This is a genomic window from Kutzneria sp. 744 (genome assembly GCF_000568255.1).
Lineage (GTDB): Bacteria > Actinomycetota > Actinomycetes > Mycobacteriales > Pseudonocardiaceae > Kutzneria.
In genome coordinates this window covers 1,148,706-1,173,045 of sequence record NZ_KK037166.1, presented here as the reverse complement: position 1 = coordinate 1,173,045, position 24,340 = coordinate 1,148,706, and the positions used below count along the sequence as shown (strand labels likewise).

The following is a 24,340-nucleotide window of genomic DNA, read 5'->3' as shown; positions in this document are numbered from 1 at the left end:
GGTCCGCCGGACGACCGGTTCGTGTACCTCTCGGACGTGCTGCCGACGGCGTGGCAGGCGGTGGAGTACGCGGCGATCCCGGACGGCGGCAGCGTGGCGGTGCTGGGCCTGGGGCCGATCGGCGACATGGCGTGCCGGATCGCGCAGCACCGGGGCGCGGGCCAGGTGATCGGCGTCGACCTGGTGCCGGAGCGGCTGGAGCGGGCGCGGCTGGGTGGCGTGGACGCGCTGGATGTGCGGGATCCCGACCTGGTCAAGGTGATCCGCGACAAGACCGGCGGCCGCGGGCCCGACGCGGTGATCGACGCCGTCGGCATGGAGGCGCACGGCTCGCCGGCGGCGCAGGCGACGCAGCAGATGACCTCGATGCTGCCGGACGGGATGCAGGCCTGGCTGATGAAGCGGGTGGGGGTGGACCGCCTGCACGCGCTGTACCTGGCCATCGAGATCGTCCGCCGCGGCGGCACCATCTCGCTGTCCGGCGTGTACGGCGGCATGGCCGACCCGATGCCGATGCTGCGGATGTTCGACAAGCAGATCCAGTTGCGGATGGGGCAGGCCAACGTGCACCGCTGGGTGCCCGACATCCTGCCGCTGCTGGTGGACGGTGACCCGCTGGGCGTGGAGGGCTTCGCCACCCATCGGGTGCGGCTGGAGCAGGCCCCGGCCGCCTACCAGATGTTCCAGCAGAAGCGGGACGGGGCCGTGAAGGTGCTGCTGCAGCCCTGATCGGACCGGCCGTCGAAAATGGCAGGTTTGAACGGCCACCTCGCCGGCAACCCCGCACTACCGGTGCGTGCCGCGCATGCCCGCCGCCTTGGCGCGGGGCATGATGTCGGGGTGACCGGTTTCAGCGCGGAAGAATCGAACAACGCGGAGGTAGGGTTGGCGACCGTCGCCGTGGAGCGTCCGGCCGACGACGTCGCTGTCGTGCGGGTGGACGGCGAGGTCGACATGGTCACCGCGCCGGCGCTGGAGAGCCAGGTCGTCGCGCTGCTGGGGGAGAAGCTCCGGATGCTGGTCATCGATCTGACCGGGGTGCGGTTCTTCTCCTCGGCCGGCTTGGCCGTGCTGGCGCTGGCCCATCGCGAGGCGGACGAGGGCACGCAGCTGCGGGTGGTGGCCAACGACGCGGCGGTGCTGCGGCCACTGGAGCTGACCGGCCTGACCGAGGACCTGTTCATCCGACCCGATCTCAGGGCCGCGATGGAGGCATGAGCGGCGTGGAGCCGATTCTGCGGTGGCACGGGCTGGCCAAGGCCGAGCAGCTCAGCGGCATCCGCCGGTCGATCGAGGAGTGGACCGAGCGCGAAGGTCTGTCGCTGGACCTGTCGCAGATGGTGGCGTTGGCCGTGTACGAGGCCATGGCCAACGTCGTGGAGCACGCCTACCGCGACGACGGGATCGGCACGCTGGACGTGGAGCTGCGCCGGGACCGGGACGCCGTGCTGGCCGTGGTCGCCGACGAGGGCCACTGGCACGTCAGCACGCCCGAGGAACAACATCACCGCGGTCGCGGCCTTGAGCTGATAGAGCGGCTCGCCGCCCAGGTCACGGTGCTGCCGTCGAACACCGGCACCCGGGTCCGCATGCGCTGGCCGGTCGAGGAGCCGAAGGACGGGCGCCTGGCCTTCCTGGACGCCGTCACGGACGCCGGCCTGGCCCGGCTGAGCACCGAGGCGGTGCTGCGGACGCTGCTGACCCGCATCCACGACCTGCTGTCGGTGGACACCGCCGCGGTGCTGATCTACGACCGGTCCGGCGACCACCTCGTCGCGGGCGCGTCAGTGGGCCTGGAGCAGCACGTTCGCCGGCTGACGCGTATCCCGTCGGGGGTCGGACTGGCCGGGCGGGTGGTCGAGACCATGGAGGCGCTGGTCGCCGATCGGGTGGACGAGACGACCGTCGAGACGCCGTTGCTGTGGGAGAGCGGTGTCACCGCGCTGCTGGGTGTGCCCATGATCGCCGCCGGCGCGCTGGTCGGCGTGCTGCGGGTGGGCGTGAGCGGCGACCGGACGTTCACCGCCGAGGAGATTCTCCTGCTCCAGGTGGCCGCCGACCGGCTGGCCCTGGCCGTGCAGGCGCAGGCCTCCAACGTGGAGAGCAACGCGACCACGGCGCTGCAGCGCAGCCTGCTGCCCAGCCGCCTGCCGTCGGTGGCCGGCCTGGACTTCGCCGGCCGCTACGTCCCCGGCGCCGACCTGGGCGTCGGCGGCGACTGGTACGACGTGTTCCCGCTGTCCGGCGGCCGCATCGGCATCGTCATCGGCGACGTCGCCGGGCACGGGTTCGCCGCGGCGGTGGTCATGGGGCGGCTGCGCAGCGCGCTGCGGGCCTACGCGCTGGACAACGACGAGCCCGAGATCGTGATGGACAAGCTGGACCGCAAGGCCAGCCACTTCGAGGCCGGCGTGATGGCCACCGTGGCCTACGCCGTGGTCGAGCCGGCCGAGGGGCGGCTGACCCTGTGCCTGGCTGGCCACCTGCGGCCGGTGCTGGCCGTGCCCGGCCGCACCAGCCGCTTCGTGGACGCGATCGTCGACCCGCCAATCGGCTTCTCGCTCAAGGGCCGCCACCGTCGCAGCCAGGTCATCCAGGTGCCGCCGGGCGCGACCCTCTGCTTCTACACCGACGGCCTCGTGGAGCGCCGGGACCGGCCCATCGACGCCGGTCTGGCCGAGCTGCTGGACGCCGTCGCGGCCCTGCCGTCCGAGACGGTCTGCGCCGAGCTGATGGCCGAGTTCGTCGAGGGCCAGTCCACCGCCGACGACGTTGCCCTGCTGGTCATGCACCACACGGAGCCGAGCTAGCCTTTCTGGGGCTGCACGGTGTATTTCGGGTCTCCCGCCGACTGCACGCCGGCGTGGAACACCCCGAGCCTCGTGCAGGCCGAGCCGGCGAGCATGGCGGCGCCGCCGATCACGGCGGCCACGCGGCTGCGTCGGCCGAGCAGCGCGCCGACGGCCGCGCCGCCGATGGTGAGCACCTCGGCCGCCTTGAGCAGCGGGCCGGCCTTGCCCTGGTGATGGGTCTCGGCCACCATGCCCAGCCTTTGTCGCATCTGGTGCATGGCCACGGTTTCCAGCGCTGCCCCGAACACACCCGCCCGTCGCGCCGGACCGGCCTCGGCCGTGCTGGCGGCGATCATCCCGAGACCGGCGGCGGCCGTGGCCGCCGAGCCGACGAAAAGGAACGGCATCTCGCGGTAGCCGCCGTGCCAGGCCGGCGTGGCCGTGTCGGAGATCAGCACCGCCGTGTACGAGGCGATCGCCGGCCCCAGCAGGCCCGCGCCGATCGTGGCGGCCTTGCCGATGCCGGGGAACAGGCCGGTCACCGACGTCGCCGCCGCGATGCCGGCCGCCGGGCCGTAACCGGCGAGCAGCCACGAGCCGACGCTCATCGGCGAGGTCGGCTTGACCCCCGCAGCATGTTGGCGAACCGTTCCGGCCGGCCGAGATCGTGCACCAGCGCCGCCGCCGACGCGGAGATGGCCCCGAGCGCGGCGATCTTGCCGGCCCGGGCCAGCCCCGGCCGCGCGGTGAGCTCGGCGCCCGCGGCCAGCACCGAGGAGGCGCCGGCCAGGCCGCCGAGGAACAGGTAGCCACCGATGTCCAGCGGCGACCACACCGGGGCCTTCACCACGGGCTTGCCGTAGTAGGACTCGAACTCGGGTCCACGGTCCTTCATCGCCTGCCCCCGAAGAACGTCGCCGCCAGTCCGACGAGCAGCGTCGCCGCCGCCACGCCCGCGTGCTTCCACATCGACGGCAGATCCCTGGTCGTGACCACGGGATTCGGCGGCAGGCCGTACACCTCCGGCTCGTCGAGCAGCAGGAAGAACGCGCCCGCCCGCCGACGCCGTCGCCCGGGTCCTCGCCGTACAGGCGGGCATTGTCGAAGCCGTCGGCGTGCAGCTGCTCAACCCGCTGCGCGGCCCTCGTCCGCAACTCGTCCAGCTCGCCGAACTGGATGGAGTCGGTCGGGCAGGTCTTGGCGCAGGCCGGTTCCTGCCCGGCGCCGAGCCGGTCGTAACACATGGTGCACTTGAACACCCGGCCGTCGTCCTCGCGCTTGTCGATCACGCCGTAGGGGCAGGCCGGCACGCAGTAGCCGCAGCCGTTGCACACGTCCTGCTGCACGACCACGGTCCCGAACTCGGTGCGGAACAACGCGCCGGTGGGGCACACGTCCAGGCAGGCGGCGTGCGTGCAGTGCTTGCACACGTCCGACGACATCAGCCACTGGAAGTCCGGAGTGGACTGTCCGACCGTCGGCATGCCCAGATCCACCTTGGGTTTCTCGGCGGCCGGCTTCTCGATGAACGCCACGTGCCGCCAGGTGTCGGCGCTGAGGCCGCCGGTGTTGTCGAAGGAGTTGCCGGTGAAGTTCAGGCCGTCCTCGGGGACGGCGTTCCACTCCTTGCACGCCACCTCGCACGCCTTGCACCCGATGCAGACGCTGGTGTCGGTGAAGAATCCCATCCGGGGCTGCGCTTCCACGCTCACACCTCCATGCCGGTGCGGTCGGTGATGCCCGCTCGCCGCTGGTACTCGCGGACGAGCTCGACGCGAGCCGGCCCACGAGGTCGTCGCCCGGGCCGGATGTCCGCGGTCAGGGCCTTGTCCTCCTGAATGTGGGCGTTGGGGTCCAAGGCGATCGCGGTCAGCTCGTTGGCGGCGTCGCCCGTCGCGAGCCCGTTGGGGCCCCAGTGATAGGGCAACCCGATCTGGTGCAGGGTCCGGCCCTGCACGGTCAGCGTCGGCACCCGGTCGGTGACCATCACCCGCGCCTCGACCGCGTTGCGGGCGGTGACGATCGTGGCCCAGCCGCCGTGGTCGAGGTTGCGCTCACGGGCCAGTTCCGGCGACACCTCGCAGAAGAACTCCGGCTGCAGCTCGGACAGGTACGGCGTCCACCGGCTCATGCCGCCGGCGGTGAAGTGCTCGGTCAGACGGTATGTCGTGACCACGTAAGGGAAAACCGGTGACCCGGTCGGGTGGTAGCGGTTGTGCTCGCCGTCGAACACCAGCCGGCTCGGCCCGCGCTGCTGCGTGTAGAGGGCGTTGACGAACGGCGAGTCCTGCGGCTCGTAGTGGGTGGGCAGCGGGCCGTCGTCCAAGCCGGCCGGGGCGTAGAGCCAGCCCTTGCCGTCCCCCTGCATGATGAACGGGTCCTTGCCGCTCAGCGCATCCGAGCCCCGCGCGTCCTCGTCCGGCTCGTAGTCCGGCTTCTTGTCGGCGTCGAAGTCCGGGACATCGTGCCCGGTCCACTTCTCGCCGTCCCACCACACCAGGCTCTTGCGTTCGCTCCACGGCTTGCCGTCCGGATCGGCCGACGCCCGGTTGTAGAGGATGCGGCGGTTGGCCGGCCAGGCCCAGGCCCATTCCGCGGCGATCCAGTCCTGTTCCTGGCCGGGTTTGCGGCGAGCGGCCTGGTTGACGCCGTCGGCGTGGACGCCGCAGTAGATCCAGCAGCCGCACGTCGTGGAGCCGTCGTCCTTGAGCTCCTTGTACGAGCCCAGATGCTTGCCGTCGGCGTCGAAGCCGTTGATCTCGGCCAGCACCGCGGCGGCGTCGGGCTCGCCCAGCTCGTCGATGATCGGGTAGTCCCAGGTCAGATCGAGAATCGGCCGGTCCTTGGGATCCGTCGAGCCGGCCAGCTTCTCGCGGATGATCCGTCCCAGGTGGAACATGAACCACAGGTCGCTGCGCGCGTCGCCTGCCGGCTCGACGGCCTGCTCGTGCCACTGCACCCAGCGGTTGGTGTTGGTGAAGCTGCCGGACTTCTCGGTGTGCGAGGCCGCCGGGAAGAAGAACACCTCGGCGCCGATGTCCTCGGTGCGCAGCTCGCCGCTCTCGATCTCCGGGCCGTCCTGCCACCAGGTGGCGCTCTCGATCAGCGAGAAGTCCCGCACCACCAACCAGTCCAGGTTGGCCATGCCCAGCCGCTGCATCTTGGCGTTGGCCGACCCGACGGCCGGGTTCTCGCCCATCAGGAAATAGCCCTTGCAGTTGCCGGCCAGCTGCTCCATCACCGTGTCGTAGTGGGCGTGCGAGCCGGTGATCCGCGGCAGGTAGTCGAAGCAGAAGTCGTTGTCCGCGGTGGCCTTCTCGCCCCACCAGGCCTTGAGCAGACTCACCAGGTACGAGCGCATGTACGCCCAGTAGCCGGTCTCGGCGGCGTCGGCCTCGACGAAGTCGTCCAGCGACTCGTTGGCATGCGCGTGCGGCATCGGGATGTAACCCGGCAGCAGGTTGAACAGCGTCGGGATGTCGCTGGAGCCTTGGATGCTGGCGTGCCCGCGCAGCGCCTGGATGCCGCCGCCCGGCCGGCCGATGTTGCCCAGCAACAGTTGCAGTATTGAGGCCGTGCGGATGTACTGCGCGCCAACGGTGTGCTGCGTCCAGCCGACGGCGTAGGCGAAGGCGCTCGTGCGGTCGCGGCCGGAGTTCTCGGTGAGCGCGTCGCAGACGGCCTGGAACTTCTCGACCGGCGTGCCGCAGATCTCGGCGACCAACTCAGGCGTGTAGCGGGCGTAGTGGCGCTTGAGGATCTGGAAGACGCAGCGGGGGTGTTGCAGCGTCGGATCGGTCTTCGGCCTGCCGCTCAGGCCGACGCCGCCGGAGCCCCGGCCCTCGGCCTTGCCGGCGTGGTGCTGGCTCTCCCCGCCGCTGCTGTGCTCCTCGTAGCCCTGGTCGCGATCGCCGGTGGCGGCGACCATCTCGACACCCTCGTACTGCCAGGTGTCGAAGTCGTAGTGCCGCGTCTGTTCGTTGAAGCCGGAGAACAGGCCGTCCAGGTCCTCGGTGTCGCGGAAGTCCTCACGCACGATCGAGGCGGCGTTGGTGTAGTTGACCACGTAGTCGTGGAAGTACTTGTCGGCGGTGAGCACGTGGTTGATCACGCCGCCGAGGAAGGCGATGTCCGTGCCCGGCCGGATCTGCACGAACAGGTCGGCCAGGGCGCTGGTGCGGCTGAAGCGCGGGTCGACGTGGATCACCTTGGCCCCGCGGGCCTTCGCCTCCATCACCCACTGGAAGCCGACCGGGTGGGCCTCGGCGAAGTTCGAGCCCTGGATGACGATGCAGTCGGAGTGCTGGAGGTCCTGCAGGAACATGGTCGCGCCGCCGCGGCCGAAGGAGGTGCCGAGGCCGGCCACCGTCGCGCTGTGGCAGACGCGGGCCTGGTTCTCCACCTGCACCACGCCCAGGGCGGTGAACAGCTTCTTGATGAGGTAGTTCTCCTCGTTGTCCAGCGTCGCGCCGCCGAGGCTGGCCAGGCCCATCGTGCGGGAGACCCGGACGTCGTCCTTGGTGTCCTCCCAGCCCTGTTCCCGGGCCTTGATCACGCGCTCGGCGACCATGTCCATGGCCCGGTCGAGCGGGATCTCCTGCCAGTCCTTCGCGTTCGGGGGCCGGTAGAGGACCTTGTGCCGCCGCGAGTCCCCGGTGGTGAGCTGGAGGCTCGCCGCCCCTTTCGGGCACAGCCGGCCGCGGCTGACGGGGGAGGCGGGGTCGCCCTCGATCTGCACGACCTTGTCGTCCTTGACGTACACGTTCTGGCCGCAGCCGACGGCGCAGTAGGGGCAGATCGACTTCGCCACCCGGTCCGCCGTCGCCGTCCTCGGCGTCAGGCTCTCGGTCGTGGGGGAAGTGACCGCCGTGCCCCGGCCCAGCGGGTCGTCGCCCCGCAGCTGCCGGTACACCGGCCAGGACTCGATCCATCGACGCACCGTCGGCTCCTCGGGGTCGACAACAGGTGTTCCCGGCTACCCACGTTGCCGGCCGTCTATGCGACCTGGCTGACCGCGTGGTCGGACCAGTCGGCGAGGATCGGGCCCAGCGCCGCGTACACCTCGGGATCCAGGCCCATGCCCGTGTGCGTGCTGCGGACCTCGATGCACCGGGCGTACGGGTCCATGCACAGCCGCCACGGGGCGATCGCGTCGTTGCGGGAGTAGAACGCCACCGCCGGCACCTCGAGCGGCGCCCGGAGCGCCTCCGAGTGCAGGGCGTAGCAGTCGCCTCGGAAACAGTCGTTGTCGAGCACGCCTTTCAGACCGAGCTCGGTCAGCCTCGCCAGCAGCCGGGCCATCGTGATCACACCCAGCCGGGCCCCGAGCAGATCCAGCACCGGGCTGCCCAGCATCACCAGGCCCCGCACCAGTTCCGGCCGGCGCACCGCCACCAGCCGGGCCAGCGCGCCCCCTCGGCTCTGTCCCAACAGGACAATCTTGCCGCCGGTGGTCCGGGCGTGCTCCTCCACCCGCTGCTCGACCAGGTCCACCAGCGTGGAGGTGCAGCCCAGATTGAGCCCGATCCGGGCCGGTGCCGGCACGAAACCCCGCGCCCCCAGCCATCTCCTGGTCAGGGACAGGCTTCGATCACCCGCCCCGAACCCCGGCACCAGCAGCACCCCCTGCCCGCCACCGAGATCCGGGTTCACCGTGCGCCAGGCCGGATGCCCCAGCAGGGCCGGCATGCCCAGCATCGCCACGACCGCCTGCTCACGCGCGTAACACCGCGCCAGTTGTCCGAGCTCGCTGATGTTCATGCCGTTGAGTACCCGGGTTTTAGCCCGATTGAACCGACTCAATCCGGTCCCGCGGTCGGCGGTCCCCGGTTCGATCCTTGCCGCCGACCCGAATCGGTGGTTCGCCGCGGCCGGTCCGTGGGAATCCCAGCCCCCGTGTCCGATCGAAACATGCCCGTGGTGCCCGATCTGGCCGGGCTGGTCGACCTGGTGCGCGGGGAAACCGAGCCGTTGTACGTGCGGTGGTCGCACGGTCCGCAGACCGATGGCGACGCCACGTCCAGTCGGGACGGACTGACCGGTGTGCCGCTGCCCGGGCTGTCGGCCAACCCGCTGCGCGTCGAGCCGTGGTGGGGCGACCGGCCGTTGCGGCTGTGGCTGGCCCGCCGCCTGTACGACTACCGCCACCTTCGTGAGCTCCGCGGGCCCGGGGTGCGGCCGTGGGTGCTGGCGGCGACCGAATGCGGCCGTGGCCCGGACAATGAGCCGCTGGTCGTCGGCATCCGGCCGGTGGCGTGGATCGACGACGCCGTGCTGGCCGAGTGCGAGAAGCAGATCGCCGACCAGCAGTCCGCCGAATGGGGGCCGCTGGACCGGCGCTCGGGACGCCGGCCGGCCGATTGACCTGGATTGATCACGAAAAAGCAACAACCGGCCTGTTGCGTTTATTCGGATTCGGTTGTGGGTAGGCGTGTTGCCGCTGGTGGCGTCGCGCCTTACGGTGGTGGCGGTTGAGAAAACAGCCGACGTGGCACGCCTGTGTCCGATTCGGGCTGCGTCTCCACCACCACCGAAAGCGGTGCCCATGTCAGCAACGCCCGCCACAGCGATTTCCGTGAGCACGGAACGGATCGGCACGATTTCCGTCGTGCACCTGTTCGGCGAGTTGGACCTTGCCACCGTCGACCATGTCGACCGCGGGATCACCACGGCGGCCGACGGCGCCTCGGCGCTCGTTCTCGACCTCGACGGCCTGACCTTCCTCGCCTCCACCGGCCTCAGCCTGCTCGCCCGCTGGTCCCAGCGGGCCGAGGCAGACGGCCTCGGCCTGCGTGTCGTCGCCTCGCGCCGCCAGGCGTTGCGCCCCTTGCAGATCACCGGCCTCGACACCGTGCTGATCGTCGACTCCACCGTGGACGAGGCCCTGGTCGCCCTGCCCCGCCGCACCGGCTGACCCGCCGCGGCCGAAAAGCGGGCATCGGGGCGCGCGTCGATGCAGAATTCGTGACATGTGCGGTCGATACGCCAGTGCCCAGACCGACGCCGAGCTGGCGAAGGCGTTCGAGGTCGTCGACGTGATCGGCGAGGAGCCCGAGCCGTCGTGGAACGTCGCGCCCACGCAGCAGGTCCGGGCCGTCCTGGAGCGCGCCCCGAAGGACGAGCCCGAGGCGCCGGCGGCGCGGCTGCTGCGGTCGGCGCGCTGGGGCCTGGTGCCGTCGTGGGCCAAGGACGTCAAGATCGGCAGCAAGATGATCAACGCCCGGGTCGAGACGCTGCTGGCCAAGCCGGCCTTCAAGTCGGCGGCCAAGCGCCGGCGCTGCGTCATCCCGGCCGACGGCTACTTCGAGTGGATGAAGATCGACAACCGGAAGGTGCCTTTCTTCCTGCACGCCGGCGACGGGCAGCCGCTGGCCATGGCCGGCCTGTACGAGCTGCGTCCCGATCCCGACCTGCCCGAGGACCACCCGGACCGGTGGCTGTGGACCTGCACGGTGATCACCACCACCGCCGCCGACACCCTCGGCCACATCCACGACCGCAGCCCGCTGCTCATTCCCGCCGGCGACCTGCTCGACGCCTGGCTCGACCCGAAGCTGGACGAGGTCGACGACGTGCAGGCGTTGATCAACAGCCTGCCCGAGCCGCACCTGGAGCCCTACGAGGTGTCCACGGCCGTCAACAGCGTGCGCAACAACGGGCCGCACCTCGTCGACCCGGTGACCGCCTGATCCTTGCCCGAGAGTGCGCCTGGACCGGGAGCGGGACATCCCTCTGGTGACGCGCGGCGAGAAGATCCCGGCGAGAGCTGGCACACCACGGGGTGTAGCTACAGGTCGAAGGCCACCGGGTGTCGGGGCTGGTACAGCAGGATGTCCCCGGCCCCTGGCACCTTCAGCGCGACGGTGCGGCCGAAGGCGCGGGCCTCGACGGGGCCGGCGAACTCGGCGCCGCGGGCGGCCAGTTCGGCCATGGTCTGGTCGAGGTCGTCGCACATCAGGGAGATCTCGTGGCTGGGCGGCCCGGGATGGACGCCGAGCTCCGACGGCCCGGTCCGGAAGATCAGCCAGCCCTCGTGGGCGTCCACATGGGGCCAGGCCAGCACGTCCCGGAAGAAGGCGCGGGCGGCGTCGGGGTCGTCGGCGTACACCAGGGTGTGGACCGCGGTAATCATGGCGCCGAGCGTACTGCTGTCCGATCGGGGCGCAAGTGGTCGGATCAGGCAAGAGTCAGGCAGGATCGATCTTACGTTTCCGCTGGTCAGACTGTGAGGATGGGGCTGTCCGAATAACACAGGAGGCAACCCCATGAACGTCCTTCACGGATTCCACGCGACGATGACTGCCCGCCCGGGCCAGGGTGACGAGGTGGTGCGGGTGCTGCTCGACGCGCCCTCGATGCCGAACGAGGACTGCGTGGTGTTCCTGGTCTGCCGCTCGGCCGAGAACCCGGACACCATCAGCGTGACCGAGGGCTGGACCAGCCAGGAGGCGCACAGCCGGTTCTTCGCCGGCGAAGCCGCGCAGCAGTTCGTCGAGCGGCTGCAACCGTTGCTGGAGGGCGAATCCCGGTACACCGACGAGGTCCCCGTCGGCGGCAAGGCGGCGTTCTGACATGGCGACCCGACCCGACCTCGACCCGGAGCTGGCCGCGCTGCTGGCCGACATGCCGCTGCGGACCACTCTGGACAACGAGACGCTGCACCAGATGCGGCCGTACACGGCCGGACCGATCGACGCGATCCTCGACGGCAGAAAGATCGACCGGCAGGATCGCCCCGACATCCCGCTGTCGATCTTCACACCGGCGGCGAAGGCGGCGAAAGCGCCGTGCGTGTACTGGCTGCACGGCGGCGGCATGGTGATGGGGGACCGGTTCTCGCAGATCGACATCCCCCTGGACTGGCTGGACGAGTTCGGCGCGGTGGTGGTCACCGTCGACTACCGCCTGGCCCCGGAGGCCACGGGCACGACCCCGGTGGAGGACTGCTACCGAGGCCTGGTCTGGACGGCGGAGCACGCCGACGAGCTGGGCATCGACCCCGACCGGATCATCGTCGCCGGCACGAGCGCGGGCGGCGGCCTGGCCGCTGGCGTGACGCTGATGGCCCGCGACCGGCAGGGCCCGGCCATCGCCGCGCAGGTGCTGATCTGCCCGATGCTCGACCACCGCAACGACACCGCCTCCAGCCGCCAGTACTCCGGGGATCCGGGCGTGTGGACGCGGGAGATGAACGCCTTCGGCTGGAACGCGGTCACCGGCGGCGCCGACCCCGTGCCCGCCTACGTCTCCCCGGCCAGGGCCGACGACCTGGGCGGCCTGCCCACCACGTACATCGACGTCGGCACGGCCGAGGTCTTCCGCGACGAGGACGTCGACTACGCCACCCGCATCTGGGCGGCCGGCGGCCAGGCGGAACTGCACGTGTGGGCCGGCGGCTTTCACGGCTTCGACGCCCTCTACCCGAAGGCCCAGCTCTCGCGGGAAGCCCGCGAGACCCGCACCCGGTGGCTGGCCCGAACCCTCACGCCAGCGTCTTGGTGATCACCTCGTGCATGGCCGGCGACACCGAGGACGGCCCATCCTCGTCGCCGGCCGACGGGGCCACCCGCTCCAGCCCCAACGCCAGCCCGAGCACGCGGCTGCGCACGGAATCCACCACCTTGGCCACGGAGTCGCCGGCCAGCCGGGTCTCGGCGGCGGCGATGGTGTGCCCCGGCTCCACGTCCAGGCCGCCGATGTCGATCAGCCGGTTGATCAGGTCGATCTGCACCCCGCCCCACGGCCGCACCAGAGGCGCTCCGGCCCGCACGAGGTCGTCGAGGTGGTCGACCGGATCGACGACGGCCACCTCGTACACCCGCATCAGCCGGGAGTCCCGCAGCTCCTCGGCGAACGCGCTCTGCGGCAGCGGCGCCATCCCCGGCGCCACCCCGCCGGGGGTGCGGCGGTAGCGGACGTGCGCCTCGCAGCGGTACGGACCTCGGTAGGACGGCAGCCGGCCGTCCTCGGGGTAGCCGGAAAGCTCCCGGTCGGCCCAGGCCTCGAGCTCGGCGGACCCGATCCGCCGGGCGAGCAGGCGGACGCCGCGCAGCACGTCCGCTGTGCTGGGAACCTGGCGGGCGGCGTCGATCAGCATGTCCAGGAATCCCACGGGTCGAGTGTCGCGGCCCGGCCGGTCCCCTGTCATCCTCCGTCCAGTCGTCGGCCCCTGCCTCCCTTTCGGTCAGGAAGTGTCCTGATCACCGCTCGCCCAGCCCGAGCTCGGCGTAGTCGACGAGGGGCCGCGTCCCCGGCGGCAGCTCCGAGCGCCGGACCGGGTCGGCGATGAAGGCCACGATGGCCAGCCGTAGGGCCCGCACGGCCCGAGTGGGGTCGACGTCCTTTCGGTACGCCAACTGCACGATCCGGGTCATGCCGGCGTCGGCGGCGAACCGGGTCATCCGGAACCGCCCGCCGACCACGGTGCTGGGCACGACGGCCGCCCCGACGCCGGCCCGCACGAGTTCGAGCACGGCGTCCATCTCGCCGCCCTCGATGGCGAAGGAAGGCTCGAATCCGGCGTCACGGCAGGCGTTCACGGTGACCTCGCGCACGTCGTAGCCCCGCCGGAACATCACCAGCGGCACATCGACCAGCTCCCGCACGTTCAGCCGGGTCGAGGCCGACTCCCGCGCGGTGCCGGCGGAGATCAGCACCAGCTCCTCCAGCAGCAGCTCCGTCGTCGACAGCTGGTGATCGCCGGCGTGGCGGGGACCGGCCAGCAGGGCCAGGTCCAGCGCGCCCTCGGACAGCCGCTGCCGCAGGTCGCCGGAGCCGCTTTCGTGCAGCTCCAACTGAATTCCGGGGTAGCGGCGGCGGAAGGCCGACAGGATCGCCGGCAGCAGGCCCGTGCACAGGCTGGGCGGCGCGCCGAGGCGGACCCGGCCGCGCTCCAGCTCGTCCAGCTCCCGGATGGCCCGCCGGGCACCCTCGATCTCGGCCAGGATCCGGCGCGCGATCGGCAGCAGCGTCTCGCCGGCCTCGGTCAGCGACACGTTGCCGCGGATGCGGTGGAACAGCGGCGCCCCCAGATCGTGCTCAAGGGCCCGGATCTGTTGGGACAGCGAGGGTTGCGCGACCCGCATGTGCTCGGCGGCCCGGGTGAAGTGCCGGTGCTCGGCGACCGCGACGAAATAGGCGAGCTGCTGGAACTGCATGGCCCGATGATAGCTGTTGCCTCTGAAGACGACAGTCATGATGTCTTTGACCTCTGTAAATCGGCGGCCTAGCGTCCTGGACGTGGTCATTGATGCGGCGCAGCGGCGCGTCGGACGGAAACGACGCCCGGCCGCCCGGCAGTTCTGGGACTCGACGATCGGCAAGAAGATCGTCATGGCGGTGACGGGCGCGGCCCTGCTCGGGTTCGTGTTCGCGCACATGGTCGGCAACCTCAAGACGTTCTTCGGCGCGAACGACCTCAACGCGTACGCGCACTGGCTGCGCACCATCGGCGAGCCGGTGCTGCACTACGAGTGGTTCCTGTGGATCATGCGCGCCGGCCTGGTCGTGGCCGTGGTGTTGCACATCACCGCCACCGTGCAGCTGGTCCGCCGCGACCATCGGGCCCGCCCGGTCCGTTACGCCCATCGCCGCCCGGTCAAGGCCACCTTCGCCGTGCACACGATGCGCTGGGGCGGCGCGACGCTGGCGGTGTTCATCGTCTGGCACATCCTCGACCTGACCGTGGGCCAGGTGAACCAGGACTTCGTGGCCGGCGACCCGTACCACAACCTCGTGGCCGACTTCCGGGTCTGGTGGGTCAACGTGATCTACCTGGTCGCGCTGGCCATGCTGGGCCTGCACATCGACCACGGCTTCGCCAGCGCCGCCCGCACGCTGGGCATCACCAGCGTCACCAGGGAACGGGCGCTCAAGGTCGTCGGCCGCGCGACGGCGATCGTCACCACGGCCGGCTTCGCGGTGGTCCCCATCGCCGTCATGACGGGATTGGTGCGCTGACATGTACCTCAACGGCAACGCGCTCATCGACGCGAAAGCCCCGGCCGTCCCGCTGGAGAAGCGGTGGGACGAAAGGAAGTTCCAGGCCCGGCTGGTCAACCCGGCCAACCGCCGCAAGCACCGGGTCATCGTCGTCGGCACCGGGCTGGCCGGCGGCTCGGCCGGGGCGACGCTGGCCGAGCAGGGCTACCACGTGATCCAGTTCTGCTTCCAGGACTCCCCGCGCCGCGCCCACTCCGTGGCGGCGCAGGGCGGCATCAACGCCGCCAAGAACTACCGCAACGACGGCGACTCCGTCTACCGCCTGTTCTACGACACGGTGAAGGGCGGTGACTTCCGCTCCCGTGAGTCCAATGTGTACCGGCTGGCCCAGGTCTCCGAACAGATCATCGACCAGGCGGTGGCCCAGGGCGTGCCGTTCGCCCGCGAGTACGGCGGCCTGCTCGACACCCGGTCGTTCGGCGGCGTGCAGGTGCAGCGCACCTTCTACGCCCGTGGGCAGACCGGCCAGCAGCTGCTGATCGGGGCGTACCAGGCGCTGTCGCGGCAGATCGACGCTGGCAACGTGGAACTGCACGCCCGCACGGAGATGCTCGACCTGATCGTGGTGGACGGCAAGGCGCGCGGCATCGTGGCCCGCGACCTGATCACCGGCGAGATCACCACCCATCTGGCCGACGCCGTGGTGCTGGCCAGCGGCGGCTACGGGAACGTGTTCTACCTGTCCACGAATGCCAAGGGCTCCAACGCCACCGCGATCTGGCGGGCCCACAAACGGGGCGCATACTTCGCCAATCCCTGCTTCACCCAGATCCACCCGACCTGCATCCCGCGCTCCGGCGAGCACCAGTCGAAGCTGACGCTGATGAGCGAGTCGCTGCGCAACGACGGCCGGATCTGGGTGCCCAAACGGCAGGCCGACACCCGGCCGCCGCGGGAGATTCCCGAGCACGAGCGGGACTACTACCTCGAACGCCAGTACCCCAGCTTCGGCAACCTCGTGCCCCGCGACATCGCCTCCCGGGCCGCGAAGAACATGTGCGACGCTCGCTACGGGGTCGGCCCCGGCGGGCTCGGCGTCTACCTCGACTTCGCCGACGCCATCGAACGCCTGGGCCGGCCGGCCATCGAGGCCCGCTACGGCAACCTGTTCGACATGTACCAGCGGATCACCGCCGAGGATCCGTACCAGGTCCCGATGCGGATCTACCCGGCCATCCACTACACCATGGGCGGCCTGTGGGTGGACTACGACCTCCAGAGCACCGTCCCCGGGCTCTTTGTCATCGGTGAGGCCAACTTCTCCGACCACGGCGCGAACCGGCTCGGCGCCTCGGCGCTGATGCAGGGCCTCGCCGACGGCTACTTCGTGCTGCCGGCCACGCTCAACGACTACCTCGGCGGCGCGAAGCTGGACACCGTGGCCCCCGACAGCGACGAGGTCGTCGCCGTCGAGACGCAGGTCCGGGAACGCATTCAGAAGCTCATGCAGGTCAACGGAAAGCGATCGGTCGACTCCTTCCACCGCGAGCTCGGCGTGCTGATGTGGGACCACTGCGGCATGTCCCGCAACCGCGAGGGCCTGACCAAGGCGCTGGAACGCGTTCCCGAGCTGCGCGCCGAGTTCTGGCGTGACGTCCGCATCCCCGGCACCGCGACCGAGCTGAACCAGGAGCTGGAGAAAGCCAACCGGGTGGCCGACTTCCTCGAACTGGCGGAACTGCTGCTGATCGACGCCCTGCACCGCGAGGAGTCGTGCGGCGGGCACTTCCGTGAGGAGCACCAGACGCCCGAGGGCGAGGCCCGGCGCGACGACGAGCGCTTCTCGTACGTCGCCGCGTGGGAGTACGGGGACCAACCCGTGCTGCACCGCGAGGAACTGGCCTTCGAGCACGTCCACCCCACCCAGCGGAGCTACACATGAAACTCACCGTCCGCATCTGGCGGCAGTCCGGCCCGCAGGCCGACGGCCGCCTGGTCAGCTACGCCGTCGACGAGGTCAGCCCGGACATGTCCTTCCTGGAGATGCTCGACGTCCTCAACCAGGACCTCATCGCCGACGGCGAGGAGCCGGTGGCCTTCGACCACGACTGCCGCGAGGGCATCTGCGGCTCCTGCGGCGTCGTGATCAACGGCCAGGCCCACGGCCCGGAGCGCACCACCTCCTGCCAGCTGCACATGCGCTCCTTCCGCGACGGCGACACCATCGACGTGGAACCCTGGCGGGCCAAGGGGTTCCCCGTGGTCAAGGACCTGGTGGTGGACCGCTCGGCGCTGGACCGGATCGTGCAGGCCGGCGGCTACATCACCGCCCCCACCGGCAGCGCCCCCGACGCCCACGCCACGCCCGTGCCCAAGCCGGACGCCGACCTCGCCTTCGACAACGCCACCTGCATCGGCTGCGGCGCCTGCGTCGCCGCCTGCCCCAACGGCTCGGCGATGTTGTTCACCGCGGCCAAGGTGACGCACCTGAGCGTGTTGCCGCAGGGGCAGCCGGAACGGGCGCGGCGGGTGCTGGACATGGTCGAGACCATGGACGACGAGGGCTTCGGCGGCTGCACCAACACCGGGGAGTGCGTGGCCTCCTGCCCGAAGGGCATCCCCTTCGCCAGCATCGCCACCCTCAACCGCGAGTTCCGCAAGGCCGCCCGGAGCCGCTGAGTCGTCCGCTTGTGGGATGTCTGGACATGGTCACGCCCGCCCCGGGAGAATGCGTTCGGGGGGTGGGGGAGTGCCACGTCGTGAGCAGCCGCTGCGGCTCGGGGAAGAGTCGCTGCTGGCCTTCGCGGCCGATCTGCGCGCACTGCGGGCCAAGGCGGGCAGTCCGGCCTACCGTGAACTGGGCCGTCGGGTGCACTACTCGGCGGCGACGCTGTCCGAGGCCGCCTCGGGACGGAAGCTGCCCAGCCTGCCGGTGACCCTGGCCTACGTGCGTGGCTGCGACGGCGACGTGCAGGCCTGGGAGCAGCGCTGGCGGGAGCTGGCGGCGGAGCTGGCCGATGAGCCGGCCGAGGCCGAGGCGGACGAGCAGGAGCCTCCGTACATCGGGCTCAGCGCCTTCCAACCGGAGCACGCGGGCACGTTCTTCGGGCGTACCCGGCTGATCGAGGAGGTGCTGGCCCGGCTGGCCGCGAACCGGCTGGTGGGGGTGTTCGGCCCGTCCGGCGCCGGCAAGTCCTCGCTGCTGCGGGCGGGCGTGATCGCCCGGTGGCAGGGGGAGGCGCGCAGCGTCGTACTGTTCACTCCCGGCGAACACCCGTCGGCACGGCTGGACTCGCTGCCGGCGACCGACGGCGAGACGCTGGTCGTGGTGGACCAGTTCGAGGAGGTCTACACCCGCTGCCAGGACCCAGCCGAGCGGGCCGAGTTCATCGCGCGGCTGGTGGGCCTGGCTGACGACGCCGGCGGCCAGTGCCGCGTGCTGCTGGGCGTGCGGGCGGACTTCTACGGCCACTGCATGGATTCCCCCGACCTGCTGGCGCACCTGCGGGACGCGCAGGCCGCGGTCGGGGCGATGACCACCGAGGAACTGCGCGAGGTCATCGTCGAGCCGGCCGTCCGCGCCGGGGCCCGCGTGGAGAGCGCGCTGCTCACGGCGCTGGTGGCCCAGGTCGCCGGGCACGCCGGCCTGCTTCCGCTGCTGTCCCACGCGCTGCTGGAGACGTGGCGACGGCGGCGCGGCAACATGTTGACACTGAGCGGATTCGAGGCCGCGGGCGGCATCGAGGGCGCGCTGGCCAAGACCGCCGAGGACGTGTACGCCGGGTTCGAGCCGGAACAGCAACTGTTGGTGCGGCGGCTGTTCCTGCGGCTGACCGCGGTCGGGGACGGGGTCGGCGACGCCAAGGCCCGGGTCGCCCGTGACGAGCTGGACGGCGACCCCGACCTGTCGTTCGTGCTCGAACGACTGGCCGCGGCCCGGCTGGTCATGCTGGACAAGGACTCGGTCGAGATGACCCACGAGACGCTGCTGCGGTCCTGGCCGCGGCTGCGCCGGTGGCTGGCCGAGGACCGTGACGGCCGCCGCGTGCACCGGCAGCTCACCGAGGCGGCCAACACCTGGGAGTCGCTCGACCGCGACCCCGGCGCGCTGTACCGGGGCATCCGGCTGGAGTCCGCACGGGAATGGGACGGCCGCACGAGCGAGGGCCTGACCGTGCGGGAACGGCAGTTCCTCGACGCCAGCCTCGACGCCCGTGAACAGGAGCTGTCCCGCGAGCGGCGGCAGCGCCTCCGCCTGCGGCAGCTGGTGGCCGTGCTGTCGGTGCTGCTGCTGGTGGCCGTCGCGGCCGGTGTCTACGCGTTCCGATCCGAGCTCAACTCCGCACAGGACCGCAATGTCGCCGTCTCGCAGCGGGTGGCGATCGAGGCCACGCGGGAGCGGGCGGCCAATCCGGGGCTGGCGGCCCAGCTGGCGCTGGCGGCGTACCGGATCTCGCCGACGGCGGAGGCCCGCGGCGCGCTGCTGAGCACCCTCGGCGCCCCGTACGCCACGCAGTTGTACGGCCACCGGGGCGCGGTCGGCGGCGTGGCCTATTCGGTCGACGGCAAGCTCATGGCCAGCGCCAGTACGGACGACACCATCCGGCTCTGGGACGTCCGGGACCGCCGCCACCCCAAGCTGATCACCACCCTGGCCGGGCACCTCGGCGGCGTGAACGCCGTCGTGTTCGGGGCGGGCGTGTTGGCCAGCGTCAGCTCGGACCAGACCCTGCGGATCTGGGACGTCCGCGATCCCGAGCACGTGGGCCACCCGATCACCCTCACCGGCCATAGCGCGGCCGTGAACGCGGTGGCGATCTCCGCCGACGGCAAGCTGCTGGTGACCGGCGGCGCCGACCGCACCGCTCGGGTCTGGGACCTGACCGACCCCGAGCACCCGGCCCCGCTGGCGGATCCGATCGCCCACACCGACGCTGTGCTGTCCGTGGCGTTGCGGCGCGACGGAAAGCTGATGGCCACCGCCAGCAACGACGGCACGATCCGGCTGTGGGACCTGACCGATCCCCGACACCCGGTCGCGGCCGGCGCCCCACTGACCGGCCACGTCGGTCACGTCAGCTCGATCGCGTTCAGCCCGGACGGGCGTTGGATGGTCAGCGGCGGCGTGGACCAGACGCTGCGGCTGTGGGACATCGGCGATCCGGCCCACGCCACCCAGAAGACGTCCAACTTCACCCGCACCTCCGACATCCACGCGGTGGCCTTTGCCCCGGACGGGCGGACGGTGGCCACCGCCAGCAACGACCGCACGGTTCGGCTGTGGACCGTGGGGCAGGCGGAGCTGGCCGAGCTCGTCACCTTCACCGGGCACACGGGCGCCGTCCTCAGCGTCGCCTTCAGCCCCGACGGGCGCACCCTGGCCACCGGCTCCGACGACCACACCGTCCGGCTGTGGGATGTGGCCGGCTCGCTGCTCGACGGGCACACCGATGCCGTCTACGACGTGGCGCTGTCCCAGGACGGCAAGGCGGTCGCGACCGCCGGCTACGACGGCACCATCCTGGTGCGCCGCCTCGGCGCCCGCAACGAGCCGAGTGAGCCGGTCGTGCTCCAGGCGCATCGGGCCGCGGTGAACTCCATCGCGTTCTCGCCGGACGGCCGCACCATGGTCTCGGGGTCGCTGGACCACACCGTGCGCTTCTGGGACACCCACGACCTGACGCACATCACGCCGCTCGGCGAGCCGCTGGCCGGGTTCACCGACGCCGTCAACACCGTGGCCTACAGCCAGGACGGCAAGCTGGTCCCGCCGGCGGCGGCGCCGCATGGTGGTGCTGCTGGACGTGAGCGACCCGCGGTCGCCGCAGGTCGTCGTCACACTGCCGCTGCCCAGCGACGTCGACGACCTCGCGTTCAGCCCGGACGGTCGCCGGCTCGCCGCCGGCACCGACTTCGACGAGGCCATTCGGACCTGGGACATCACCAACCCCGCGCACCCGGCCGAACCCGTGACGGTCGGTGTGCAGGGGGGCTTCGTCAAGTCGGTCGCGTTCAGCCCCGACGGCCGCTTCCTGGCCAGCGCCGGCGCCAATGCCACCGTCCGCCTGTGGGACCTCGACGACCCCACCGACAAGATCGATCCCATCGTGCACCCCGACGTCGTCTTCTCCGTCGCCTTCAACGGCGACGGCACCGTGCTGGCCTCCGCCGGCGCCGACGGCCGGGTCCGGCTGTGGGACGTCCACGACCCCCGGCGCCCCGCCGCCCTGGCCGAGCTCGACGCCCACACCGAACGCGTCTACTCGGTCGCCTTCGGGCCCGACGGCCACACCCTGGCCAGCGGCAGCCAGGACCACACCGCCCGCCTGTGGGACATCGACCCCGCCGTCGCCGCCGCCCGCGTCTGCGCCCTGGCCGACCCGCCGCTGGGCCACGTCGACTGGGACCGCTACTTCCCCGGCATCGCCTACGACCCGCCCTGCTGAGGCGGTGTTCGGCCGTTGTCGTAAGGCGGCCGACCAGGCCGTCTGAACATCCAGGGACCGGTAGTCAGGAAGGGAGACCTTTCCGGTTCTTGGGGGAAATCCATGTTCACCAGGGAGATCGTGCACGGGACGCCGCACGAGGATCTGGGGCGGGCCGTCACCGGCTACCTCGGCTATCGCACGTTCTGGCCCGGGCCGGCGCAGTGGCAGCTGCTGCCGCGCGGGTTCGTCATGGTGCTGTTCGACCTCGAAGTCCCGCAGCGCTGGGTGCTGCGGGGCCGATACCAGCGCTGCGACGTCGTCGTGCCGGTCAGCGGCCTGCACGACCGCGTCGTGCGGTTCGCGCAGGCCGGGCGGTACAGCGGCATCGCCGCCTGCCTCAGCCCGACCGCCGCGTTCGCGCTGCTGGGCGTCGAGATGGCCGACTTCGGCCGTCGCTGGGGTGATCTCGTCGACCACCTCGGCTCCGCCGCCCGGGACCTGCTCGGGCGGCTGGCCGACGCCGTCGACTGGCCGTCCCGCTTCGCCCTGCTCGACCAGTTCCTGCTCCGTGCCCTTCCCGCACGGCCCGCCGTCGACCTCGCCGGCCGCGCCTGGCAGCGACTGCGGTCCGTCGAGGGCGCGCTGTCCGTCGCCGCACTGGCCGAGGAGTTCTCGGTCAGCACCCGCACCCTGGAGACCCGCTTCCGCCGTGAGATCGGCGTCTCCCCGAAGAACGCCGCCCGCATCCTCCGTTTCCACCACGCCGCCCGCCTCCTGGAACGGGAGGACGCCGGCCTCACGTGGATCGCTCACGAATGCGGATACACCGACCACGCCCATTTCGCCAAGGACGTCCGCGCCATGGTCGGCTGCACTCCCACCGAGCTTCGATCCAGCCTGCGCGCCTGCGGATTTCTACAAGCCCGAGCCGAGTGAGCCTCGATAGCGTTTGTCTCGTTGCTTCAAAACCTATGAGGGGGAATCCCATGCTTCCCGTGAAGACCGCGCTGGCGGCCTCGCTTCTCGCGGCCGGCGCCGCGCTGTCGATCGTGCCGTCCGCCTCGGCGGCGCCTGCGCCCGCCCCGAAGGCACCGGCCGCCAACTGCCAGTTGCTCCGCCACGGCGTGTGGTGGTGCAATGCCCGGAATCCGTTGCCGGTCTTTCGTGACAACGCGCAGATCACCGACACCCCTCTCCGATACATCTCCGGTGGTGGGTTCGAGACCAATTGCATGAACGACGGCGGCAACTACAGCGGCCGGGGTTCGCACCCGAACCGGTGGGAATACACCACCTATGGCGGCTCGGGCGGATGGGTCGCCGACAGCATGGTCCGCGACGAGACCAACCCCATCCAGGCCTGCCCCTGACCTCGGCCAGGCATGGCCAGCCCCGACCGGCTCGCCCCGGTCGGGGCTTCGGCGTGCGCGGCGGGTGAACCGGTCCCACGCTGTGCTCGTGTGTGGAGCAGGGGCACGAAGTGGAGGACGGTCATGATCGGATGGGTGTTGCGGATCGTTGTCGCGGTGGCGCTGCTCGGCTCGGCCGGCGTGCACTACTTCCTGTTCACACAGGGGTACCCGGGCATCGTCACGCCGCTGTTCCTGCTGAACGCGATCGGCGGGCTGGTGCTGGCGATCGCGGTGCTGGCCTGGCGGCACTGGCTGCCGGCGCTGGGCGCGCTGGGCTTCGGGGTGCTGACGCTGGGCTCCTACGTGCTGGCGGCGACGGTCGGTTTCCTCGGCCAGCACGACGAGTTCAACAGCCAGCCCGAGTACTGGAGCGTGATCACCGAGGTGATCTGCCTCCTATCCTTGAGGACCCGGGGTATATTCAGCACCGTGGGATTAAGGGGAGCGGATGGCTAATCCTTACGGTGCCCTGTACTAGTCGGGAAGGTCACACGTCCACTCGATTTTGTATCGTGACCGAGGAAAGTCGTGCGATATGTGGTGCCACAGTTGCCAGTTGAACCCCACAATTACCTAGGCTCCCGCATGGAGTAATAACCTCCAATCTGATGGTAGGCGTCAAGCGCCGGCCGAGGGCGGCGGAGGGGCGTGCCGCCGCCCTCGGCCCGAGATTGTCCACAGTGGACCGGCGTGGCGGGTCCACGCCGTTAGCCCGTTCGGCTGCTTGTCGTACGCCTTCTCGATGTCGAGACTGTCCTGGTCTGGGGGATATTTCGGACTTCTTGTCGTTGGGGGAGGGCAAGGGCCTGATGGGTGTTCGTCGTGCCGCTGTCGCGGCTGTCGGTGTGTTCGCGTTGACGGTGGGAGTGGCGGCGGGACCGGCCACCGCCGACCCGGTGCCGCCGCCGCAGAGCGAGCGGGCCCAGCTCGTCGCGCTGCTGGCGGCCGGGGGACCGCTGGTTTCCGCCGGGGCCGAGGCCGCGCTCACCGGCACCGATGCGGACGTGCACGCGTTCCTGGCCACGGGCGTGGCGCTGTGCCGGACGAACGACGACCGGATCGCCGTGCAGCGCATGATCAGCGTGGGCGGGCCGGCCACCAGCAGCGCCGCCAACCGGGTGCTGTCCGGCACGCAGGCCGACGTCCAGGCCTACCTCGCGGACGGCTGGGTTCAGCCGTGGCAGAACGACGAGCGGATCCAGGTCACCCGCATTCTCACGGCGGCCACCGGGACCAGCGTGAAGGCCGCGGCCAACCGGGCGCTCAGCGGGACGGTCGCCGACATCGAGGCGTTCCTCGGCCCGGGCGTCCAGCAGGCGCAGGACGCCGACGACCGGATCTCCGTGCAGCTGCTGCTCAACAGCGGCGGCGCGGAGGTGCGCAAGGCCGCGAACGCGGCGCTGTCCGGCACGACCGACGACATCCACTACTTCCTCGACACCGGCTGGCAGGTCGCCGCGCAGCGGGACCAGGAGGTGCTGAGCATCTCGCAGCTGGTCACCCTGGCCCACGCGGCCGGGCAGCGGGCCGCGACGCAGACGCAGGCCGCCAAGGACGCGTCGGTGCGGGCCTCGACCGCCGCGCAGGCGGCGAAGGACGCGGCGCAGCGCGCATCCCAGGAGGCACAGGCCGCCCAGAACTCCGCCGGCCAGGCCGCCCCGCGGCCGGCCACGCCGCTGATGCCGCGAATCGCGCCGCCGATGCCGCACAGACGGCGATCGACGCCGCCGAGGCGGCGACCCGGGCCGCGCGCACCGCCTCCGCCGCC

Annotated in this window: 23 protein-coding genes and 2 pseudogenes; 17 read left to right on the top strand and 8 right to left on the bottom strand. The window is 71.1% G+C overall.

What is annotated here, in order from left to right; translation table 11 throughout:
- From KUTG_RS63220 to KUTG_RS05050, 3 genes are all read left to right on the top strand, one after another.
- Window positions 1–729: zinc-binding dehydrogenase (locus tag KUTG_RS63220; protein WP_232240670.1), on the top strand; the 729-nt coding region annotated here is incomplete at its 5' end.
- Between the two features lie 111 nt (window positions 730–840).
- On the top strand, window positions 841–1,218 hold the full coding sequence (locus tag KUTG_RS05055) for an STAS domain-containing protein (protein WP_052393984.1): 378 nt from the start codon (window positions 841–843) through the stop codon (window positions 1,216–1,218).
- A complete protein-coding gene (locus KUTG_RS05050; protein ID WP_198047020.1) occupies window positions 1,215–2,810 on the top strand; it encodes a SpoIIE family protein phosphatase in 1,596 nt (531 codons plus the stop codon). Before KUTG_RS05055 ends, KUTG_RS05050 begins: the two co-directional genes overlap by 4 nt.
- Here the strand turns inward: KUTG_RS05050 and KUTG_RS05045 are convergent.
- The 5 genes and pseudogenes from KUTG_RS05045 to KUTG_RS05030 form a co-directional block, all read right to left on the bottom strand.
- Window positions 2,807–3,400: a hypothetical protein gene (locus KUTG_RS05045; protein WP_369794435.1), complete on the bottom strand. Its 594-nt coding sequence runs from the start codon at window positions 3,398–3,400 to the stop codon at window positions 2,807–2,809. The genes KUTG_RS05050 and KUTG_RS05045 overlap by 4 nt on opposite strands.
- On the bottom strand, window positions 3,397–3,687 hold the full coding sequence (gene nrfD, locus KUTG_RS65955; RefSeq protein WP_369794434.1) for an NrfD/PsrC family molybdoenzyme membrane anchor subunit: 291 nt from the start codon (window positions 3,685–3,687) through the stop codon (window positions 3,397–3,399). The genes KUTG_RS05045 and nrfD overlap by 4 nt, the downstream gene beginning before the upstream one ends.
- Window positions 3,684–4,480: pseudogene (locus tag KUTG_RS05040) on the bottom strand (4Fe-4S dicluster domain-containing protein). Before KUTG_RS05040 ends, nrfD begins: the two are co-directional and overlap by 4 nt.
- A 20-nt stretch (window positions 4,481–4,500) precedes the next feature.
- A complete protein-coding gene (gene fdh / locus KUTG_RS05035; RefSeq protein ID WP_043715267.1) occupies window positions 4,501–7,731 on the bottom strand; it encodes a formate dehydrogenase in 3,231 nt (1,076 codons plus the stop codon).
- 56 nt (window positions 7,732–7,787) lie between these two features.
- On the bottom strand, window positions 7,788–8,552 hold the full coding sequence (locus KUTG_RS05030) for an esterase/lipase family protein (protein ID WP_232240669.1): 765 nt from the start codon (window positions 8,550–8,552) through the stop codon (window positions 7,788–7,790).
- Between the two features lie 150 nt (window positions 8,553–8,702).
- On the opposite strand from KUTG_RS05030, the gene KUTG_RS05025 reads away from it, so the two are divergent.
- From KUTG_RS05025 to KUTG_RS05015, 3 genes are all read left to right on the top strand, one after another.
- Complete coding sequence (locus KUTG_RS05025) at window positions 8,703–9,155, top strand: DUF6098 family protein (protein WP_043715265.1); 453 nt, start codon at window positions 8,703–8,705, stop codon at window positions 9,153–9,155.
- Window positions 9,156–9,366: 211 nt separating this feature from the next.
- Window positions 9,367–9,705: an STAS domain-containing protein gene (locus KUTG_RS05020; RefSeq protein ID WP_043715262.1), complete on the top strand. Its 339-nt coding sequence runs from the start codon at window positions 9,367–9,369 to the stop codon at window positions 9,703–9,705.
- 55 nt (window positions 9,706–9,760) lie between these two features.
- On the top strand, window positions 9,761–10,480 hold the full coding sequence (locus tag KUTG_RS05015; protein WP_043715259.1) for an SOS response-associated peptidase: 720 nt from the start codon (window positions 9,761–9,763) through the stop codon (window positions 10,478–10,480).
- A gap of 98 nt (window positions 10,481–10,578) precedes the next feature.
- Here the strand turns inward: KUTG_RS05015 and KUTG_RS05010 are convergent, their stop codons facing one another.
- On the bottom strand, window positions 10,579–10,923 hold the full coding sequence (locus tag KUTG_RS05010; protein WP_043715256.1) for a VOC family protein: 345 nt from the start codon (window positions 10,921–10,923) through the stop codon (window positions 10,579–10,581).
- A 133-nt stretch (window positions 10,924–11,056) separates the two neighbouring features.
- Here KUTG_RS05010 and KUTG_RS05005 point away from each other — a divergent pair, with 133 nt between their 5' ends.
- Together KUTG_RS05005 and KUTG_RS05000 are read left to right on the top strand one after the other, a co-directional pair.
- Complete coding sequence (locus tag KUTG_RS05005) at window positions 11,057–11,362, top strand: putative quinol monooxygenase (protein ID WP_043715253.1); 306 nt, start codon at window positions 11,057–11,059, stop codon at window positions 11,360–11,362.
- A 1-nt stretch (window position 11,363) separates the two neighbouring features.
- Window positions 11,364–12,293, top strand: a complete 930-nt coding sequence (locus tag KUTG_RS05000; RefSeq protein ID WP_043715250.1) for an alpha/beta hydrolase — start codon at window positions 11,364–11,366, stop codon at window positions 12,291–12,293.
- Here the strand turns inward: KUTG_RS05000 and KUTG_RS04995 are convergent.
- Together KUTG_RS04995 and KUTG_RS04990 are read right to left on the bottom strand one after the other, a co-directional pair.
- Entirely contained in the window at window positions 12,274–12,903 is a 630-nt protein-coding gene (locus KUTG_RS04995; protein ID WP_043715247.1) for an AbiTii domain-containing protein, read from the bottom strand. The two genes, KUTG_RS05000 and KUTG_RS04995, sit on opposite strands and share 20 nt — an antisense overlap.
- Window positions 12,904–12,991: 88 nt before the next feature.
- Window positions 12,992–13,948, bottom strand: a complete 957-nt coding sequence (locus tag KUTG_RS04990; RefSeq protein WP_043715244.1) for a LysR family transcriptional regulator — start codon at window positions 13,946–13,948, stop codon at window positions 12,992–12,994.
- Window positions 13,949–14,030: 82 nt separating this feature from the next.
- Here KUTG_RS04990 and KUTG_RS04985 point away from each other — a divergent pair, with 82 nt between their 5' ends.
- The 9 genes and pseudogenes from KUTG_RS04985 to KUTG_RS60770 all read left to right on the top strand — a co-directional run.
- Complete coding sequence (locus KUTG_RS04985) at window positions 14,031–14,750, top strand: succinate dehydrogenase cytochrome b subunit (RefSeq protein ID WP_255360847.1); 720 nt, start codon at window positions 14,031–14,033, stop codon at window positions 14,748–14,750.
- Window position 14,751: 1 nt separating this feature from the next.
- Complete coding sequence (locus KUTG_RS04980) at window positions 14,752–16,674, top strand: fumarate reductase/succinate dehydrogenase flavoprotein subunit (protein WP_043715242.1); 1,923 nt, start codon at window positions 14,752–14,754, stop codon at window positions 16,672–16,674.
- The gene (locus KUTG_RS04975; RefSeq protein WP_043715239.1) at window positions 16,671–17,411 is read left to right on the top strand and encodes a succinate dehydrogenase/fumarate reductase iron-sulfur subunit; all 741 of its coding nucleotides are present in this window, start codon (window positions 16,671–16,673) and stop codon (window positions 17,409–17,411) included. Before KUTG_RS04980 ends, KUTG_RS04975 begins: the two co-directional genes overlap by 4 nt.
- Window positions 17,412–17,427: 16 nt before the next feature.
- Window positions 17,428–20,352, top strand: a pseudogene (locus KUTG_RS65950) (hypothetical protein); the annotation flags it as partial.
- A gap of 166 nt (window positions 20,353–20,518) precedes the next feature.
- Window positions 20,519–21,178: a WD40 repeat domain-containing protein gene (locus KUTG_RS63210; RefSeq protein WP_369794622.1), complete on the top strand. Its 660-nt coding sequence runs from the start codon at window positions 20,519–20,521 to the stop codon at window positions 21,176–21,178.
- Between the two features lie 333 nt (window positions 21,179–21,511).
- Window positions 21,512–22,096 carry a helix-turn-helix domain-containing protein gene (locus KUTG_RS52920; protein ID WP_232240668.1) on the top strand — a complete coding sequence of 195 codons (585 nt, stop codon included), beginning with the start codon at window positions 21,512–21,514 and terminating at the stop codon, window positions 22,094–22,096.
- A 59-nt stretch (window positions 22,097–22,155) separates the two neighbouring features.
- A complete protein-coding gene (locus KUTG_RS04960; protein ID WP_157494339.1) occupies window positions 22,156–22,530 on the top strand; it encodes a hypothetical protein in 375 nt (124 codons plus the stop codon).
- A 123-nt stretch (window positions 22,531–22,653) separates the two neighbouring features.
- Window positions 22,654–23,028 carry a hypothetical protein gene (locus KUTG_RS04955; RefSeq protein WP_043715233.1) on the top strand — a complete coding sequence of 125 codons (375 nt, stop codon included), beginning with the start codon at window positions 22,654–22,656 and terminating at the stop codon, window positions 23,026–23,028.
- 326 nt (window positions 23,029–23,354) lie between these two features.
- Window positions 23,355–24,340, top strand: a 986-nt coding sequence (locus tag KUTG_RS60770) for an ALF repeat-containing protein (protein ID WP_198047019.1), incomplete at its 3' end; no start/stop codon positions are given.